The 17,834-nt window shown below is 65.0% G+C and carries 15 protein-coding genes and 5 pseudogenes; 7 read left to right on the forward strand and 13 right to left on the reverse strand.

Going from position 1 to position 17,834, the window contains the following annotated elements; all coding sequences use genetic code 11:
- Positions 1-68: 68 nt before the first annotated feature.
- Positions 69-776: pseudogene (locus tag OG462_RS00265) on the forward strand (DEAD/DEAH box helicase family protein); the annotation flags it as partial.
- Positions 777-788: 12 nt separating this feature from the next.
- Here OG462_RS00265 and OG462_RS00270 read toward each other — a convergent pair.
- The 6 genes and pseudogenes from OG462_RS00270 to OG462_RS00295 form a co-directional block, all read right to left on the reverse strand.
- Positions 789-1,235, reverse strand: a complete 447-nt coding sequence (locus OG462_RS00270) for a hypothetical protein (protein ID WP_406053474.1) — start codon at positions 1,233-1,235, stop codon at positions 789-791.
- 124 nt (positions 1,236-1,359) lie between these two features.
- Entirely contained in the window at positions 1,360-2,163 is an 804-nt protein-coding gene (locus OG462_RS00275) for a transposase family protein (protein WP_406053476.1), read from the reverse strand.
- An 80-nt stretch (positions 2,164-2,243) separates the two neighbouring features.
- A pseudogene (locus tag OG462_RS00280) lies at positions 2,244-2,657 on the reverse strand (IS701 family transposase); the annotation flags it as partial.
- Positions 2,648-2,914: pseudogene (locus OG462_RS00285) on the reverse strand (zinc ribbon domain-containing protein); the annotation flags it as partial. The pseudogenes OG462_RS00280 and OG462_RS00285, both read right to left, overlap by 10 nt.
- A 6-nt stretch (positions 2,915-2,920) precedes the next feature.
- The gene (locus tag OG462_RS00290; protein ID WP_406053478.1) at positions 2,921-3,229 is read right to left on the reverse strand and encodes a hypothetical protein; all 309 of its coding nucleotides are present in this window, start codon (positions 3,227-3,229) and stop codon (positions 2,921-2,923) included.
- Between the two features lie 612 nt (positions 3,230-3,841).
- The gene (locus tag OG462_RS00295) at positions 3,842-4,069 is read right to left on the reverse strand and encodes a hypothetical protein (RefSeq protein ID WP_406066918.1); all 228 of its coding nucleotides are present in this window, start codon (positions 4,067-4,069) and stop codon (positions 3,842-3,844) included.
- Here OG462_RS00295 and OG462_RS00300 point away from each other — a divergent pair.
- Positions 4,011-4,193: a 4a-hydroxytetrahydrobiopterin dehydratase gene (locus OG462_RS00300; protein WP_406053480.1), complete on the forward strand. Its 183-nt coding sequence runs from the start codon at positions 4,011-4,013 to the stop codon at positions 4,191-4,193. The genes OG462_RS00295 and OG462_RS00300 overlap by 59 nt on opposite strands.
- 46 nt (positions 4,194-4,239) lie before the next feature.
- On the opposite strand, the gene OG462_RS00305 is transcribed toward OG462_RS00300, so the two are convergent.
- From OG462_RS00305 to uppS, 4 genes are all read right to left on the reverse strand, one after another.
- Complete coding sequence (locus tag OG462_RS00305) at positions 4,240-4,395, reverse strand: hypothetical protein (RefSeq protein ID WP_406053482.1); 156 nt, start codon at positions 4,393-4,395, stop codon at positions 4,240-4,242.
- An 857-nt stretch (positions 4,396-5,252) separates the two neighbouring features.
- Entirely contained in the window at positions 5,253-6,635 is a 1,383-nt protein-coding gene (locus tag OG462_RS00310) for a cytochrome P450 (RefSeq protein WP_406053484.1), read from the reverse strand.
- A gap of 138 nt (positions 6,636-6,773) precedes the next feature.
- Entirely contained in the window at positions 6,774-7,799 is a 1,026-nt protein-coding gene (locus OG462_RS00315) for a terpene synthase family protein (RefSeq protein WP_406053486.1), read from the reverse strand.
- Between the two features lie 54 nt (positions 7,800-7,853).
- Entirely contained in the window at positions 7,854-8,591 is a 738-nt protein-coding gene (uppS, locus tag OG462_RS00320; RefSeq protein ID WP_406053488.1) for a polyprenyl diphosphate synthase, read from the reverse strand.
- Between the two features lie 913 nt (positions 8,592-9,504).
- On the opposite strand from uppS, the gene OG462_RS00325 reads away from it, so the two are divergent.
- Entirely contained in the window at positions 9,505-10,470 is a 966-nt protein-coding gene (locus OG462_RS00325; RefSeq protein WP_406053490.1) for a hypothetical protein, read from the forward strand.
- A gap of 221 nt (positions 10,471-10,691) precedes the next feature.
- On the opposite strand, the pseudogene tpg reads toward OG462_RS00325, so the two are convergent.
- Positions 10,692-11,089, reverse strand: a pseudogene (gene tpg / locus OG462_RS00330) (telomere-protecting terminal protein Tpg); the annotation flags it as partial.
- A 496-nt stretch (positions 11,090-11,585) separates the two neighbouring features.
- On the opposite strand from tpg, the pseudogene OG462_RS00335 reads away from it, so the two are divergent.
- A pseudogene (locus OG462_RS00335) lies at positions 11,586-11,774 on the forward strand (hypothetical protein); the annotation flags it as partial.
- Between the two features lie 244 nt (positions 11,775-12,018).
- Here the strand turns inward: OG462_RS00335 and OG462_RS00340 are convergent.
- Entirely contained in the window at positions 12,019-12,903 is an 885-nt protein-coding gene (locus OG462_RS00340) for a LysR substrate-binding domain-containing protein (RefSeq protein WP_406053492.1), read from the reverse strand.
- Positions 12,904-13,039: 136 nt separating this feature from the next.
- Between OG462_RS00340 and dmpI the strand changes: the two genes are divergently transcribed.
- Both dmpI and OG462_RS00350 read left to right on the forward strand, forming a co-directional pair.
- A complete protein-coding gene (dmpI, locus tag OG462_RS00345; RefSeq protein ID WP_406053494.1) occupies positions 13,040-13,222 on the forward strand; it encodes a 4-oxalocrotonate tautomerase DmpI in 183 nt (60 codons plus the stop codon).
- A 235-nt stretch (positions 13,223-13,457) separates the two neighbouring features.
- On the forward strand, positions 13,458-14,207 hold the full coding sequence (locus OG462_RS00350) for a transposase family protein (protein WP_406053496.1): 750 nt from the start codon (positions 13,458-13,460) through the stop codon (positions 14,205-14,207).
- 401 nt (positions 14,208-14,608) lie between these two features.
- On the opposite strand, the gene OG462_RS00355 is transcribed toward OG462_RS00350, so the two are convergent.
- On the reverse strand, positions 14,609-14,899 hold the full coding sequence (locus OG462_RS00355) for a hypothetical protein (RefSeq protein ID WP_406053498.1): 291 nt from the start codon (positions 14,897-14,899) through the stop codon (positions 14,609-14,611).
- A gap of 298 nt (positions 14,900-15,197) precedes the next feature.
- Between OG462_RS00355 and OG462_RS00360 the strand changes: the two genes are divergently transcribed.
- The gene (locus OG462_RS00360; RefSeq protein ID WP_406053500.1) at positions 15,198-16,826 is read left to right on the forward strand and encodes an ISAzo13 family transposase; all 1,629 of its coding nucleotides are present in this window, start codon (positions 15,198-15,200) and stop codon (positions 16,824-16,826) included.
- The last annotated feature ends 1,008 nt before the right edge of the window (positions 16,827-17,834 follow it).

The following is a 17,834-nucleotide window of genomic DNA, read 5'->3' on the forward strand; positions in this document are numbered from 1 at the left end:
ACTTAGCCCCAAGATTTCAGACGCAGAGAACTAGCCCTAGCGCGCGGCGAACTCGGACGGTTCAGGACATGGCAAGGAGTGGCTGGCCGAGTCGACACTCTGCCTGGGTGACGTCAGGACCGGTAAAGCTGCGTGACCATCAGATCGAGGCCATGGCCGCCATTGCGCACGGTCTCGACGTCCCGCCGGGCGGCATTCCCGTTAATTGTCTGCGCGGGCAGGTGCGGGACGGGGATCATCATCGCGGCGGCGTCGGCAAAGCGTCTTGTGCCCAAGGGCGCATTCTCGTGCTGGTGCCGACGCTGGACTTCTGACCCAGACGGTGCAGGCGTGACGCGGGGCCGGGCACGAGGGGCCAGCGGTTGCGGCGTGCTCGCTCCAGGACGACCCGGAGCTGTGGAACCTCCAGGTGCGCTCCACTGCAAATCCGGTGCCGTTGGGTCTGTGGCACGGCTCCGGGACGTACGCCAGTCTGGGTGTCCAGGCGGAGGCGTTCGAGGGCGCCTACGGGCAGCCGTTGGCTCCGATGGACCTCACGGTGGTCGATGAGGCCCACAGGACTTCCGGGTCGATGGGTAAGGCGCGGGCGGACGTCCACGATCAGACCGTGATCCCGTCGCATCGCCGGCTGTACCTGACGGCGACGCCGCGGATCTGGGAGGAGCGGCTGAACCGCGAGGTCACGGATGGGGGTGCGTGACCCGCTGCCGCGTGAGATGGCGGCCTCCATGGACGACGAGAAAGCCTTCGGGCCCGTCCTCTACAAGCTGTCGCTTTAAGACGCGTAACTAGACCCAGGGTTCGTGGACCCAGCCGGTGTCGGATACAGTGGCGTAATCTGTACCGGTATTAACGGTGACTGTACCCAAAGCCCATTCGGGCCCGGAGTGATAGTCCGCTATCCAAGGGGTATACACCTTAACCGTGTCGCCACTCTGAACTGTCTTCGTGCTCAAGTTGCTACCGAGAACAGGGCCCAAGTACTGGAAGAGCTGTATTGAAAAATTCACCCTTTTGGAAGATCCACTCGCATTATTAAGTTCAATATAGGCGCGATCCCAACTTGTTCCGTCCCACTGAATACAAGAACGCCCCCAAAGGCCGCTCGCATCCACCTTCTTCCAACTGCTGCAGCTACTGCCCTCAGCTGCTTGGGCGGTTCCGGCCAGCCCTCCGACAAGTACTCCGGAAGTGGCCATCGAGGCAAGCAGCATCGGGATGATCTTCTTCTTCATTACTTAACTCTCCTGCTGGATTCCGGTGATTATTCAACAGGCTGCTCGGGCGTTCCAGACAGAGCATTCGGTACCCTAATGCTCCAGCTGTAGATCGCGATCTTCATTCCTCAGTGAGCCGCTTTCATCCTGAATAGCCACAGGTAAGTAGCCTGTGGACGGCTTGGACGATGGTGCTGATGCGGCAGGTGGAGCATCTGGCTCGTCGGAGGATTCGCCAGGACTTCAACTGCGCGAAGGCGCGTTCGCCAGGGGCCCTCAGTCTGGCGTAGTCGCGGTTGAACTGCTTGTAGCGCTCGGGCTGTTCGCGGTGGTGGTAGTACGGGGTGCGGACGGTGGCGCCGGCGCCCTGGTAGGCGCGGTCCGCGAGGATGAGGATCTGCCTGGTCAGGCAGGCCTGGACGATGCCGTGGGCGCGGGCTGCGGTCGGGTCGTGGGTGCGGCCGGGTGCCGCGCGGGACAACCACAGCGGTGTTCCGTCGGGCCGGGCGATGACCTGCAGGCTCATGGCGTGCTTGCGGTGCTTCATCGAGTAGTACGGCTCGTCGGCGGGGATGCGGTCGGTGGGAATCAGGGTGCCGTCGACGATGACGAAGTCGCCCTCGCCCAGGCCGGTCAGGGCCTCGTACAGGCGCGGCGCCCAGGCCGTGAGGACGTCGAGGGTCTCGACGACGTAGCGCCAGGCAGTGGCTGTCGAGATGCCGAAGCCGGATGCCGGGGCGGTCAGCGTCTCGTTCTTGCGCAGGTGCACCAGCGCGAGCAGGGCCTGCTGGAAGCACCCCGGCTTCCGCCACCGCGAGCGACGTTCACACCTTCGTGCGTAGATGAGCCAGGAAAGGTGCTCGACCAGTTCATGCGGGACGTCGGCCGTGGCACGGTACGGGACCAGGCGAGGCTCCTCGGACGATGCGTGGTGCGTAGAGAACACCACCGCAACGACCAGGAGCCTCGTCGTTGCACACCCCTACTGACCTGGTGTTTCACCCCACAGAGACAGGATGAAAACGGCTCAGTGGCTTGTCGGTGATAGTGGCTGGCCTGGGATCGGTCCCACTGGCGGCGTCGCCAGTGGGACTAGTCAAGCCAATGGGCGGCGTCGCGGACGCGCCACGCGACGAGCGCGATGAACAGGTGCTGGATCTCGTTGCAGATGAGCGGTATCAACCCGTCAGACCTGGGGCGGCGGGCATGTTCATCGGCGCGGACGACAGTGAGGAAGGCGTGGGCGGGCATCGCGAGGGTGACCCAGCGGTGCCGGTACGTCCAGCGTCTGACCTAGTGTTCGTCCAGTCCAGCCAGACCCTTGCCGGACTGAAAGGTCTTCTCGACCGTCCATCTGAGTCCGGCGACCCCCACCAGGGTGGACAGCGGAACCTGGGTAGCTGAGTAGCAGCGTTGACATCCTCTCCACCCTAAAGGACGGAGATTCCCGCCTGCCTGCCAGTGGTCACCGGCTGGGGCTTCCGGTGGGCTCCTGTTTCTTCGCGCTGTGCCGGGACGAGTCCCGGTCTTACCCGCGCTCCGCAGGCTGATACCTCCAGTCCGGCGGCCTTGGCGACGTTGACCGCCGCATTGATGTCCCGGTCCAGGACGGCCCCGCAGGTCCCGCACGTCCACGATCGGATATGCAGGGGCTTGGGGCCGTCCTTGACGCCGCAGGCCGAGTAGACCTGAGACGTCGCCGCTCAGCCGTCGCCAGCTTCCAAGACTGATCCGGCAACCGGATCCGACTGCTGATTCACCGCCGCCTCATGAGCCGCGACATGAGCACGCGCTTCCTTGGCCGTGATGCCCAGCAGTTCTGTTGCCATGCCAATACCCCCGAACACATTCACAGCCTCGACAACAGACTGGGTGAGGGCAGCCTGAGCAAGAGAAGTCTGCTCAAGTGCCCTGTCATAGGCATCGAGAGCGTCTACCTGGCGCCGGTGGAGCGCCTGCAGCTCGTTTCTCCGCTGCTGCGCATCTGTCATGGATGGCTCAGTGCTGGTCATGCCCCCATGATCTCAAGCGCCGCGCAGCGGGAGATACGGGCCCCGCGAGAGCACGGGACAGCCTGCCCGGGGGATGCGCCCGCACCCGAGGCCGCCGGCCAGCAGCGAGACCCTTGGCGGGCTACGCAGCCTGACGGAGCACCAGGCCGTACCCCACCACCCCAGGGAGGAACAGGAAGACACCTCACCTGGCACTGCAGGCGAATCAGAGGTGTCGGCTCCGGAATCCGGCGACCCGCAGCCCGTGACCTGCGCGGACGCAGGATGCACTCGTGCAGGTCGGCAACCGGCCCGGCAACTCACCGCGCGACCGACCAGGCGACCCGTCGAGCAATCGGACCGGCCCCCGCCGCTCGAACACTTGGCAGAGCCACGTCTCACCGTTCCGACGGGGCCGCCGCAACCGGCGAACGAAGACCCGGCTGTACGCCATCACGGTGACGTACACGCCGCATCGGCGACGTACGCGGCCAGGGCGGCCGGAATCGCGCTCCTGACCCACGCCGGTCAGAGCCGGTGAGGCCACTTCCCGCTTTGGTAAGCCCGGTGGTAAGCGGCCCGTGACTGTGGTGAGTAAGCCGACCAGACGCACCACTGCCGGTCAACGGACGTTCAGGCCTGCATCACGACGACGCTGACGGTGAATGGGGTCTCCCGGACTTCAGTCAGGGTGCAGGCGTCTCCGAGGGCGGGTGCTTCCCACTCGATGGTCCACGTCACGGTGGCGCGGCCGGCGTAGCGCTGGTCGAGCTTGTCGTAGGCTGCGCGCTCGGCCGCGATCGTGACGATCGCGGACCGGTCCCGCCGGGTCCAGCACCACGCCAACCTCGACCTGCGCATGGACCACCTGCGCGCGGCCATCACCACGTACGACGCCGGCCACAGGCTGACCGAGGCGGACTTCGACCTCGCGTACCGGGTAGACGCGCTCGTTGCCGCGCACCAGGCGCTCCCGCTCGACTGACCTGAGAGGCCCCTCCCCGAGTGCTGCGGCGAGGGGCCTCGCTGTGTCAGCCGAGCACCGCGCCGGCCACGACCGGCAGGGCAAGCGCTGCCAGGACCGGCAGGCCGACCGCGGCCGCCTGCTGCTTCGCGTACCGGCTAGCGATGACCTGCACCGCCACTGCACCCAGGAGCGCAACCCAGGCCTTCTCCTGCTTCGACATCAAATTCACCTTCTCTCGGGAAAGTTGGAGGAGAGTGTGACAGGCAGGCCTGACACCTGCGCCAGACTGGGCAAATGCTACTAAATGGCACGGGCCGCCCAGTAAGCGTCCCGGGCCGATTCGTACCCCTTCTCCGCGCTCATGGCTGCCTCGTGCGCGTCGAGCTGCTCCGCGGTCAGGGCCGGAACGTTGCTGCTGGGGGAAGCGGAGCCACGGGGCGTATGACGTCGCGGAGATATTGGAAAGCCTCCGTAGCCCGCTTCAGCGCCGCCAGGTACTCCGCTTCGATCTCCTCGAACGTGGTCGACATGCGCCCTTACACAGCACAGCCCCGCTGGTTGGCGGGGCTGTGCTGCAGGGCGCAATCTGTCAGCTACGCATCGGGCTGCGCCGCTTCCTGGCCGGCAAAGCGGGCAGCGATGGCGCTGCGCAGCCCATCGCCGTCGGCGGCTGAGCCGTCGACCTGGCGCCGCAGACCCGCGACGGTTTCGCAGGCTGGGCTCGGCCTGGTTGAGGTCGAGGCGGATGCGCAGGGCCGCGCTCTGGTCCTTGTCTGAGATGGCCAGTGGAGAGAGTCATCGTCTGGACCAAGACCTGGCCAGCCCTCTGCATGGCCCGCTACAGCCCCAACAGACTCACGTCAATCGCCAAAGCCGGCCCCACCTTGGAGGCTCACCGCTGAAATGTCCACTTGGCCACACTTCCATGCCGGGCCGGCCGCCTTGATCAAGCCGTGGGGGAGCCCGGGGGCGCCCCCACACATACAACTGGAGCAGGCCAGCGTCAGCGCCCTGCTGGATGGCGGCCAGGCCCGGTTGCAGCACGGCGCCGGTAGCTGTGCATGCTCGCCAGTGGCCTCATGGCTGCTGGCGACGTCCTTCTACCTGGAGGTGCAATCCGTAGGGAGCGGCAAAGAGATTTGGCCGCTTGCTACGGATCCGGAAACCGTGAGCAGGCCTGAGCGACCAGCGCCGGGTGATCGATGAAAGCAGGTTGACAATCTCGCTCACTGCGAAGCGGTCGCCGATGCAACCACGTGCGCCTACTCCGAAAGGGATATAGGCGCGGCGGGAGACGGTCGGAGGTCGACCATCCCACCTGTCCGGATCGAAGGTGAGCGGATCTGAGTAGTATTGCGGGTTCCTGTGGATTTGGTACGGACTGAACATGATGCTCGACCCGGCAGGGAATAGATAGGAGCCCAGCACAGTCGACTCATCGGGGCTCCTGCTCAGCAACCAGTTTGAAGGATAGCAGCGGAGCGTCTCACTTATGAAGTTGCACGTAAATGGGAGATCGCCGAGATGGTTCTTAAAAGACACAGGGCCAGGAGGCAGGCTGTCGAGCTCTGCGTGAAGGCGGCGTTCGAGGTCAGGGCGTACAGACAGAACGTACATTGCCCAGGCAAGGGTGATCGCCGTAGTTTCCGTGCCTGCAGTAAACAGCGTGATGATCTGGTCGCATAGTTCTTCCTCTGTCAGTCGCGCCCCTCCCGTCCCGTCGCCCTGCATCAGGACACCCAGCAGTCCTTGCTCTGGGGTGTCCGAGTCGCGACTTGCCTGCAAGATCTGATGCGCTGCACGGCGGGTGCCGGCGACTGCAACAGCGAAGCGCCTATCGAGGCTCGGCACGATGCGACGCACCGGTTTCGGAACAACGACTTGCAGCGCCAGCAGGCGCGTCAGCTCCTTCACGACGCCAAGAAGGTAATCCACGTCGATGGCGTCGGTGACCGACGGCATCAGGGTGCGCGCCACGACTTGGTGAGTCATACGTCCGGCCTCTGCAAGGACGTCCAGCACCTGGCCGGCTTGCCAGCTCTGGCTGGCATGCTCGCCTTCGTCGGCCATCACTGACTCGGCAGCGCTGATCGACCGCGGTGAAAACGCGGGCTGCATCAATGTGCGCTGCTCGCGGTGTACGTGAGCGGGGCAGACTACGAGGCTGTTGGGTGCGACCGAACGTCCTGCCTCGTATACAGGACCGCCTTTGTCGAATGCGCCGTCTTTGTTGACCAGCATCTCGCGGACGAGGTCTGCATCACATACGAGATAAATGCTCCGGCCTGCCACCTTCATGCGAACGACGGGCGCAACGTTTGAGCAGCTTCGCAAGAATTTGAGGGGATCCCATAGGAGTGGCCCGAGATGTCCGGTAAGAACATGGGAACCCGGCGCCAGAGGCGGTTTACGCGTTCCGCTATGGAAAGAATCGCTTTGTGAAGGGCTGATGACCGTCATGAAACCTTCCCTCGAATGGGGCCCCTGGGTGATGAAGGCCTTATAGTCGCCACTACAGGATTCCCGTTTGGACAGCAGCGAAAATGGCGGGCGGCCCTGAGCTACACCTCTTGGTTTAAATTCTTTCGGAGGCAGAGATTACATTTCCCAGCACCAGGCGATAGCAGGATAGGATAGCGGGGCTACCGAGGACGGGGAATCGCTAAATTCTTGCGCCATGTCCCCTGCGTACTTGTACCAACTGTGCCGAGCGTGCTGTTCGTAGGCGAGTGTGGCGCTTATAACACTGAGAGTGTTATCGATGTGCTCGAGCAGCGTATCGGGTATTTCTCCCTTCTCTGCCCTGGCTCTGATTTCCAGGCAACGATACATTATGCTGTCCAGCATTCGAACAGACTGGGCTATGGCCTCACCCTCGGAGCATCGAGTATCCCGGATAAGCGAGGGAATGAAGTTGCACTGCTCCTCCGAGGCGTCCTTCCGATATCCCCTGACGTCATTTCGTATTCCGATGTGTGCAAGTACAAGACAATGCAAGGCGCGGACATCCAGCCGACTGTAAAGAAGATCAGGCACAGCTCGCTCGCAAACGATATCGTTCGAGAAGAAATACGGGGTGATCTGCATCGTCCGTACCCTTAACGGGATGTATTCATTGACACTGAGGTTGATCCCTCTGCTGTTTACCCATGTTTCTCGTATGATGCTCTGCAGGTCCTGGCGAGCAGATTCCAGCCACCTCTCGTACTGGACAGGATTTGCCAATTGCCGCAGTTGCGGAACCAGGTCCTCTAAAGCTCCCATGATATTGGGGTAATCTGCCAGAACTTTCGCGTTATGCACCTCCAGTGTGCATTCGACGCGTGCGATCAAGTCAGCCACAGCCCCGGGCTGCCGCGCCAACTCCTGGGGCATAAATTCCGCCACGACAGTCTGAAGCGAGAGGAACTTAGCGAAGGGAAGAATACGGTTCTCGTCGGCGGTCGGAGTGATAAGTCCGTGCCACCACGGAAACTGTGCATGCCGGGCGATCTTCCGGTATTGATCTGAAGGATATATTCCGAACCGGTCTGCCCAGTCAAAGCTCTCCTCTGTGATCCGCTCAATAGCTGCGTGCTCACGTACTGGGTAGGGGCAGTAAATTGCAGGCAGGTCGACGTCCATATGCTAAACCTCTGATAGCGATTTAACGGTTGGTCTCGGCTACACCAACTAATTTCAGTGTCCGAAGCGCCGCTCGCGCGCCAGAAACCAGTTGAGCGCATCGGTGAACGCCTCAACTGTGAATTCTGGCCAGGCAGTTTGGGTCACGTAGTACTCGGCATATGCCGCCTGCCAGGGCATGAAGCCGGACAAGCGGCACTCCCCTGAGGTGCGGATGACCAGGTCGATATCGGGTTGGCCAGCTGTGGAAAGGTAGCGTTCCAGATCATTCTCCGTGACGAGATCCCCAGCAGAATCTTCCTGCATCAGGGACCGCACGGCATTGACGATGTCAGTTCGTCCGTCGTAGGCAACGCCGACGTTGAGTGTTCCCCATGATTCACCTGTGGTTCTGTCGGCAATGGAAGCCAACTGAGCGGCCGCAGCGGCCGGAACCAGGTCAAGCTCCCCGATAATCCGAATATGCCACTTTCCCGTTTCCGCTATCGATTCCAGCCCCATCGCGACTGCACACAGGATCTGGCCGATAGCCTCGTTGGCACGGTAAAGGTTATCCCGAGACAGAGCGAATACCGTGACGGCAGGAATCCCCGAACTTTCACACCAGGTGACCAGATCACGCACCCGGGCAGCCCCCCGCGCGTAGGCTTCGGCGAGCGTAACGCCGTGATGGCGCGCCCAGCGGCGGTTTCCGTCAAGGATCACGCCGATATGCCTTGGCGTGCCCTGCTGCGCTGGTGTACTGCCATGTAGCTGCGCAGATAGTATCGAGGATTTGGCTGAAGGCGGCATAATGCTGGTTCTCCAACTAGCGGCAGCGAGGCGGCGTAATGCCTTAGGCCGACTGACCGGACAGTCCTTTGCCACGCTGCACCAAATGGACCATATCCGATTTTCAGGTACCTATATGGGCAAACTTCCGTGAGTTCGACAATTCACCTTTTGCGAGTATATGGGGTGAGTAATTGATACTCATTCTGGGGCGCAGTCCAAGGCCTGCCCAGGGCACGGCACGGGCGTACATGTCCTACCTGACGGACAAGTTCCTGGCAGACCCACCGGACTGGGCCAAGATTCTGCGGGGCTTCGTGCCACGGTTCTGGGAGTAGGCACTGAGGCCGGGCAGGGGGGACCTGCCCGGCCTCAGTGCCGTCGGGTCGGCCGAAGCCGAGCGCCTCCCGCGCGGAGTCGGCGGGAGCCGGTGTCGCGCAGTGCGTGGCAGACCCGGTGGAACGGGGAGGCGGCCCCGCACGACCGTCTCGCCGCCGCGTGCAGGGTGGCGGCCCCAACCCCCGCAGCAGCTCCTCCGGCCCGCAGTCCGTACGCAACGGGCGCCGCGAGATCAGCGTGAGAAGCCGGGCCGGGCACGACGGGCACGCGCTGGAAAGCATGATGAGTAGGCCGGCCCGCCCGTCAACGACCAGGGCAGCCGGCAGTACTCGTCGTAGTCGGACAGCACCTCGTCCGGGCGGCGCCGGCCGTGGGCGATCCGGCCCCTTGCCGCCGTGGCCCGCGCATCCTCGCAAAGACACCCGCCGCAGCAGGCACGAACTTTGCCGCGCCTCCCAGGCGGGCCTTCCCTTCGGCCAGGGAAAGGGCCAGAAACCGCCGCGTCATACGAAGTTCTTGTGGGGAGATACGAGCGGTCGTCAACCAAGAGTAATTAGGGAGTTACATGGGGTGGAAACACTCGTTCGAAGAGGCGATGAGACAGCTGGCTTCCGTTCAGAACCAGCTGAACGCCCTCAACGACCCGACCATCGGGCTCGCAGCGCTGCACGGCGAGATCACGCAGACCCGCATCAAGATCCAGGAGGTGGTCCTCACCGGCGTCACCGGACTGCGTGAAGAGAACCGGGAAGTCCGCCGCCGCCAGGACCGGATGATCAACGACCTCCACGACACCCGCGGCGAACTCCGCCAGCTGCTCGACCTCGCCAGCACCCTGCGCACCCTCACCGTTCCCTCAGTCCACGGTCAGGAGAAGGCCGACGGGCCGCCGGAGGAAGGGCCAGAGACCGTCCCCGCCCAGCCGGCAGACGCCCCCTCGGCCCCGGCTGGCCGCCGAACCGGTCCGGATTCCGCAGCCGCCGATTCACGCCAGCACGCCGAGACCGAGACCGAGCCCCAGGCACAGAGGGAGACCGTGGACCCCACCGAGCAGCAGCCGCAGCCCGTACGCACGGACAACGACCAGGACCTCGGCCTCAAGAAAGCCATCGAGGCTGCCTACCACGGTGCGGACATCTCCGCTGCCTCCTCCCCCGCCGTGCCGCACGCTCCCGAAATCCAGTCCGAGAACACCGAGGTCAGGCACGGAGTCCTGCTCCTCAGGGCCGCCGGTGTCGCCTCCGTCGAAGTCGTCGCGCACCGCGACAGCTGGGAATGGCTTTCCGGCCTGGCCACCGACCACGGCCACTTTCACACCCCGCCCGCCGTCGAGGACATCAAGGACGGCCGCGTCCAGACCGTCCTGTCCGGACGCTCCCTCATCGCCCTGCTGATCGAGCTGTGGAACACCCGCTCCACCGCGGCTCCGTTGGGAGCCGACTGGGCCCTGGCCACGACCTCCTACCACCGGATCACCGCCGAACTAGCCGATGTCACCGGCCAGGGCGACACCATTCGCATCGTCCTCGACGACGGACTCCCCCACACCACCGACGGCTGACATCTGTCCGCACGACAGGGGGGGCGCCCTCAGGCAAGCGGCTCCCCTGCCGTGCAGTTACTGGATCGGGGAGGACGGCCTGGACACCGGCTGTTCCGGAGATGATGCGAGCGCCCCTAGCTGTGAGCGATACATCAGTCACGCATCGTTCAGGAGACGTCCTCGGGGAGGTGCGGCCCTGGAGGAGAGCTGTGGCGGGCGCGACAGGAAGTCCGGCTGACTCAGTACTCGATGTCGAAGTAGTCGATGTCAGTGAGTCTGACTTCGGAGAGTCCTGCGGCGCGGGGGCCCCGTTGTCCTGGGAGTAGACCTCCTTGAATCCCTCGGCCATGATCGCGCGCTTCTGCTGGTCAGTGAGGCCTTGGACCTGGGCGTCGAAGAGGCGCTGGGCATAGGTAGCGGGGAGGTTGATGGTGAGGCGGCGGAGGCGGCCGTCGTCGGTAGTGCCGACGGGGGCGGTGTAGCCGAAGCGGGCGCGGGTGGAGACTTTGATGCCGGTGGTGGCGGCCTGCTTGCGCCGGCGTCGGCGGACACCTGGCAGCCAGCGGGCCTTGACGGCGGTCTCGATCCGGGCGGCGATGTTCTTGGGCGGGTTCTTTCGGGCGCCGCGCCGGGCGCGGAGCAGGCGTCGGTACTTGTCGTAGTCGTAGCCGCGGTCGGCGAACAGACGCCGTGGTCGGTGACGGGGCCGGCCCACCAGGCCGCGGATGAGGGGCCTCGCCACCCGGCACACCACTGTCCATCTCGGCATGCCCGACTTCCGCACCAGCGCGGGGCGCCTCAGCGCGGAGCAACTGGGGACTGAGAGTTCTGATCATTGACGTGCCTCACAAGCCCGTTCGAGGCACACCGACACGTGTTCCCAGCGCTTCTCCAGCCAGGAGCGTGCACCCTCGGCGGCCCGATGCCGCACGTTCTTACACAGATCCTTCAAGTCCTCCAGAAGCTCGGTCGTGGACGGTTCGCCGTCGTGGGCTCTGTGAAAGAGGTCAGCTTCGGCGGCCGCGGCGATAAGTTGGGCGAAGCTGAGCTTCCTAGCCGCTTGTTCACGAGCTCCTCCAGGACAAGCTCGCAAGCTGTGTGGAGTTCTTCAAGGAGCACTTCGGGAGCGATCTCAGGCCGAGGGTCACGAGGTCAAAGCCGAGGACGTGGCCCGGCTGTCCCCGCTGGGCAGCGCCCACCTCAACGTCCTGGGACGCTATTCGTTTTCTGCCTCCCAGCCAGGCGAAGGGCTGCGTCCACTGCGCGACCCAGACGCTCCAGAAGATGACCCCCAGGACAAGGTCCCAGCAGACTCCGAGTAAGCAGAGCGCTGCCCCTGCCCGCCCCTGAACCCAGCCAGCCCTACGGGGACCTCATCAAAGGGGCGTAGGGTCCAGACGAAGATCGGCAGTAACTGCGCGGCACTGCCGTGCAGAGCACCGCCAAAGGCGCCCTTGAGCGGCCGGAGGAGCCCGAACGGCCGGCGGTTTTCGGGGACCAGCCCGTGGTCTTCGGGGTGGGAAGCCATCTGGCCGCCGGTACCCCGGCCTGCGGAACTCCTTCTGGTCAGGATTCCTGAGAGCGGCAGGCGTTCAGAAGGGGAGCCAGGCGTCGCGCGGAAGCGGTCGGGCGGACAGCGAGGTAGGTCTGCAGGGCGGGTGCGGGCGGGGCGAACGGGCGGAAGGCGGTGCGGGCGGTGGGCAAGATCGCGGCCTTGGAGGAGTAGAACACGGTCCAGGAGGGCTTGCCGCTGCCGATGGCCGCGAGGGTGTTCTGGTCGGTGGTGAAGGCGGGGCCCATGACGGGCTCGAAGCCCGCGGCCCGGCAGGCGGTGGTGATCAGGTCGACCAGGTGCGGGTTGGCGTGGCGTGGCGCGATGCGCAGCGGCATGGAGGCCAGGTCGGCGATCTCGACGCGTTCGCGTGTGGCCAGCGGATGCGACGCGGGCAACGCCGCGACCAGTTCGTCCCGCCACACCGGGATCAGGTCGAGCCCCGGGCTCTGGCCGACCCCGCGGACGAAGGCGGCGTCCAGTGCGCCGTCCCGTACCCGTTGCAGCCGAGGCCCGGGTGGGGCGTTGTGCAGTTCCACCGTGACCTCCGGCGCATGGTGTGCCATGTCCGCCAACAGCTGCTCCAGGCGTGAGCCGAGACCGGTGTTGGTGCCGACACGCAACGTCGTGAGCTGGTCGGCGTGGAACGCGGTCATCGTCTCCAGTGCCGCTTCCTCGGCCGTCACGATGGCCCGGGCGCGCGGCAGGAAGGCGTGCCCCGCGGTGGTCAATGTGACGCTGCGGGTGGTCCTGTCGAACAGTTCCAGGCCGAGTTCGCCTTCCAGCCTGCGGACTTGCTGGCTGACGGTCGGCTGGACGACGCGCAGCCGTTCGGCGGCGCGTCCGAAGTGCAGTTCCTCGGCGACCGCGAGGAAATACCTGACCTGCCGCAACTCCATACCCACCCCTTTCACTCATTACGATCCGTGATCAGTGTATGAGTCAAGTGTGCCTTGATCGCCACAGCGCGGGGCGGTGAACTGGGCTACGCCACGGCTCAAGCCGTACGGCTTCAAGAAAGACCAGGAGGCAGCCATGCCCGCAGTGACCGTCCAGCAGGGCCCCCGCGACGTCGAGCTCAAGCGGGAGCTGATCAAAAAGATCACCGACGCTTTCGTCGAGACTTACCAAATCCCCGCTGCGACGGTGATGGTCTTCATCGAGGAGACCCCCACAGACAGCTTCGGCGTCGGCGGCAAGCTCGCCGCCGACAAGTGACACTACGCACGCCTGTGAGCGGACGCGCAATTCCCCGCCTCGGCTGCGTCAGGTGATCCTGGGCGGCACGCGCGGTGCTCGGACAGTTACGGTCCCTCCGTATGAAGATCAACGCTCCCTAAGGATCTTCAGAGTGGTCTCCGATCGGGTGACGGCCGCCTGCGGATAGCAGGCGAGGCCTTCGGGCAGTGGTTCGAGATGTCTGACGTCGCAACCGCTGCGACCGGAGGCCTCGTTGGTCCCTTATCCTGCCGCACTCGACCTGCCGCACGCGCTCGTGGAGTGGGTCACGATGCTGATCGTCACCCGTGAGGGTGACCGCCGATGCAAGCTGCGACCCTCGCAACGCGCCATCATCACCCTGGTCTACCTGCGCGAGCACACGACCTACGCGAAGCTCGCCGCGGGCTTCCGCATCAGCGAGGGCACCGCCCACGCCTACGTACAGAGCGTGATCAAGCTCCTCGCCTCGAAAGCACCGTCCCTCACGCAGGCCCCGCGCCGCGCGCGTCCCGAGTACGTCCTGGTGGACGGCACCATCGCCGAGTGCGACCGGGTCGGCGACCACGAACGCGACTACTCCGGCAAGGCCCGACGGCACGGCGTGAACATCCAGACCGTCACCGACCCCGCCGGCGAGCTCATCTGGTACTCACCCGCACTGCCCGGCCGCACCGTCGACATCACCGCCGCCCGCACCCACCGCATCGTCACCGTCTGTGAACGACTGCAGATCCCCGTCCTCGCCGACAAGGCCTACGCCGGCGCCGGCGGAACCTTCCAGGTCCCGTTCAAACGCCACCTCGGAAGGCCCCTCACCATCAGACAGGCAGCCGTCAACCGAGCACACGCCCGGCTCCGTTTCCCCGTCGAGCGGGCCTTCGCCCGACTCAAGGCCTGGCAGATCTTCCGCAAAGCACGGATCAGCCCCAACCGGCTCACGTCAATCACCAAAGCCATCCTCGCCCTCGAGAGGCGACGCTGAAGATCCTTCCTGAACCGGTCCTCCGCACGGCGGGCCCGGGATCACCGCTCCGCTCCATCGGCTGGTGCGGGATGCCGCCTGCGCGGAGCTCGCGCAGGTCCGGGATGTGGTTGTAGGACGCCGCCGCCCTGGTACAGGAAGCGACGGGCGTGCTGCATCGGTGCCTCGAGTGCCCGCCCGACCAACTGAACGACTGCCCCTCGCGCCAGCGTCTTCAGATCTCGTCTTGCTGAGCTGGTGAAAACCCGTAATCACGCGCCTGTGCCTCCACGATCACATGATCATCCGAAGGTGGTGCGTTGATCACTTGAGGGTGCCAACCGGGGCCGGCTGTCGTCCTCCAGCGTAAACGTTTGCAGGTCCTCGGAACTCGCTTCCCGAAGAGAGGTGGGATTGGCCTCTCACGTCTCCAGCGGGGTCCTCCCGCCCAGCGGGGCAGGCTGGTGGACGGTGTTCCACCACGACACCCAGGCCAGCAGCTGGCAGGTGAAGTCCTCGAAGCCGAGCAGCACCTCGTCCTTCGGGCGGGCAGGACGCTTGCCGGGGCGCGGCTGACGGGCGTAGCCGGGCAGCGCGGCCAGGAACATCGTCTCCACCGCCCGGTTCCGGCCCTCCACGGTGCCCTTGAGATGCGGGCCGTAGGCGGGCAGGTCCTCGACCGTCATGACCAGCGCGCCGAACGCCGCGGTCACCGTCTTGGAGGCGAATCGTCCGTGGACGGTCTGACCTGGCGATGATCCCGCCACCTGCCACGAGCCCGACTGGCTGGCGGCAGAAGTGGTTCGATCACCGCCCACGCAGCGTCAGAAATCTCGCCATCCCTCACAACCGGACCAACGATCCGATGATCGGAAAGACACTTCCTATTACTGCAACGGTCTTTAGGCCAGGATCTCGTTGTGATTGTTGATCCAGGATTTTCCGGTATAGCAGTAAGGGTCTGCCGATCATCAAGGTGTTGCTTTCAGAGCTCGGGCTCGTTGGTGTCGTATGCGCATCCCGGACGAGACTCGTGATCAACTTGCCGTGAAGTTCGCGGTGTTGTTCCCACACCTGGACGAACGACAGCGGCGGCTGCTGATGGCCGCGGAGGCCCGAGGACTGGGCCATGGCGGCATTCGGGCCGTGGCCCGGGCGGCCGGGGTGAGCGGGACGACGGTTCGCAAGGGCATGTCCGACCTGGAGACAGGCCAGTTCCTGACCGGGCGGGTGCGGCGGCCGGGCGGCGGACGCAAACGCGTCGCGGACCTCGACCCTGGACTGCGGGGTGCCCTGCTGAGCCTGGTCGAGCCGGACGAACGTGGTGATCCGATGTCGCCGTTGCGGTGGACGACGAAGTCGACCCGCACGCTGGCGGCCGAGCTGACCCGTCAGGGTCACCGGGTCGGTGCGGACACCGTCGCCGGTCTGCTGCGGCAGGAGGGGTTCCGGCTGCAGGCCAATGCCAAGACACTCGAGGGCAGCCAGCATGCCGACCGGGATGCCCAGTTCCGGTATCTCAACGAGCAGGCACGTGATCACCAGGATGCCGGCCAGCCGGTGATCAGCGTGGACACCAAGAAGAAAGAGCTGGTCGGCGACTTCCACAACCATGGCCGTTCCTGGCGGCCCACAGGCGAACCGGTGCCGGTCCGCGTCCACGACTTCGCCGATCCGCTGCTGGGCAAGGCCATCCCTTATGGCGTCTACGACCTGGCGGCCAACACCGGCTGGGTCAATGTCGGCACCGACCACGACACCGCCGCGTTCGCGGTGGAGTCGATCCGACGCTGGTGGCACGGTCAGGGCCGGGCCGACTACCCGCAAGCTTCCCGGCTGCTGATCACCGCCGATGCGGGCGGGTCCAACGGCTATCGCGCCCGGGCCTGGAAACTCCACCTCGCCCGCCTGGCCGCGGAAACCGGGCTGGTCATCACGGTCTGCCACCTGCCGCCGGGCACGTCGAAGTGGAACAAGATCGAGCACCGGCTCTTCTCCCACATCACGATGAACTGGCGCGGTCGCCCGCTGACCAGCCACGAAGTCATCCTCGAGTCGATCGCCGCGACCACCACCCGCACCGGACTGCGGGTGAAGGCCGAGCTGGACACCAACACCTACCCCACCGGCGTCGGTGTCGGCGACGCGGAGATGGCGGCCCTGCCGCTGACCCGGCACACCTTCCACGGCGAGTGGAACTATGCCCTGCACCCCCAGCCGAGCCCGGCCGTCCCGGCAGCCCGCAACGGCCGGCCACCGACACCGCCGTGGCACTCGGCGCTGCTGTCCGACCCCGAACTGACGGGCCTGACTCCACACCAGCTGCAGAACCTCATCCACACCCTGGCCGCGAAGGGCCTTCCCCGCCGCGGACGCCCACCCCGCCTCACCTTCGCCGACCAGGTCCTGGCCACCGTGCTCCACCTGCGCGTCAACCTGGCCGCGGAACCTCTTGCCGTTCTGTTCAACAGCAGCCGCACCGCAATGCACCGCACCCTGCTGAAGATCAGGAAACTGCTTGAAGCACAGGGCATCATCATCTCGCCGGCCGTCATCCCACCGACCGCCCTGCCAGCCCTTCGAGCCCGAGTGGCCGCCCAAAGCAGCAGCCCCAACAGCAAGATCAAAGCGGCAGGTTAATGATCGGCAGACCCTAAGAGACCTCTTCGCCATTGGTAGCGTGTTCAGTCTGAGGCGACTCTTCAGGAAGATGCTGCAGATCGGCGATGTCGGGCATTGGCTCACGTCTCCTTCGGTGTTTCAGAGGTTGTACCGCCCATCCTCAAAGCGAAAATGCGCAGCAGCATCAGCACCGGCTACTCCACTCGTTTCTCGAGTCTCCCGACCGCCAGGAGCGCTTCCATGTTGTCAGGCGGGGGGTGAGACATTGAGCTTCTTCAGAGTGGCCACCGATCGGGTGACGATTGGGCCCACGAGAGCTTTGCGCTGCCGCAGCTCAGAGGGCAGTCAACCTCAGCCAGCCACTCATCCTCTGGAGTGACCGCTGAAGAAGCTCATTCTTCACGCCTGCGTCCGGGAAGGTGCCGCTGGTGCCAGACGTGGCCGCTCAGTTCAGCGGCGGCGCTTTCAGCCCGCACGGTACCGCCGACGACGCGCTCGCTGAGGTAGGCAAGCCCGGCAACATCCTGGCCGTGGCCAGAGGAGAACGTAGTGCGTTTGGGCGAGACGGCCATATGGCGCGACGTGCACCGCTCGGGGGGTCTCTATGTTTTTCGTCAAGGACGTGATGCCGGGTATGAGTCTGTTTGCGATGGTCATACGGCGAGGGTGACAGGGGACTCTGGACTCGTAGAAGGTGCCGTCTCGGAGCATGGCGAACAGGACGCTGATGCGTTGGCGGGCGAGCCTCAGGAGAGCCTGGGTGTGGGTTTGCCGCGGGCGCGGCCCACAGCTCCGGCACCCCCACGTCCGCCCGAGGCTCCAGCGACATCCTTCTCAACCCTCCCACGTTCACAGCAACCATGGAGGACCAACAACACCCCGCCTGCCCGAAGCACGCCCTTCTCAGCAGAGTCCTAAAGAGCGAAGCACTGCGCAAGATCAGAGGTAGAAGCCGCCTGCGGCCTGGTTTAGCGTCAACGCCTTCTTCGTCCCGACAGCGGAGGCTGGCGCCGACTGGGAACTGGT

It is taken from the genome of Streptomyces sp. NBC_01077, assembly GCF_045162855.1.
GTDB lineage: Bacteria > Actinomycetota > Actinomycetes > Streptomycetales > Streptomycetaceae > Streptomyces.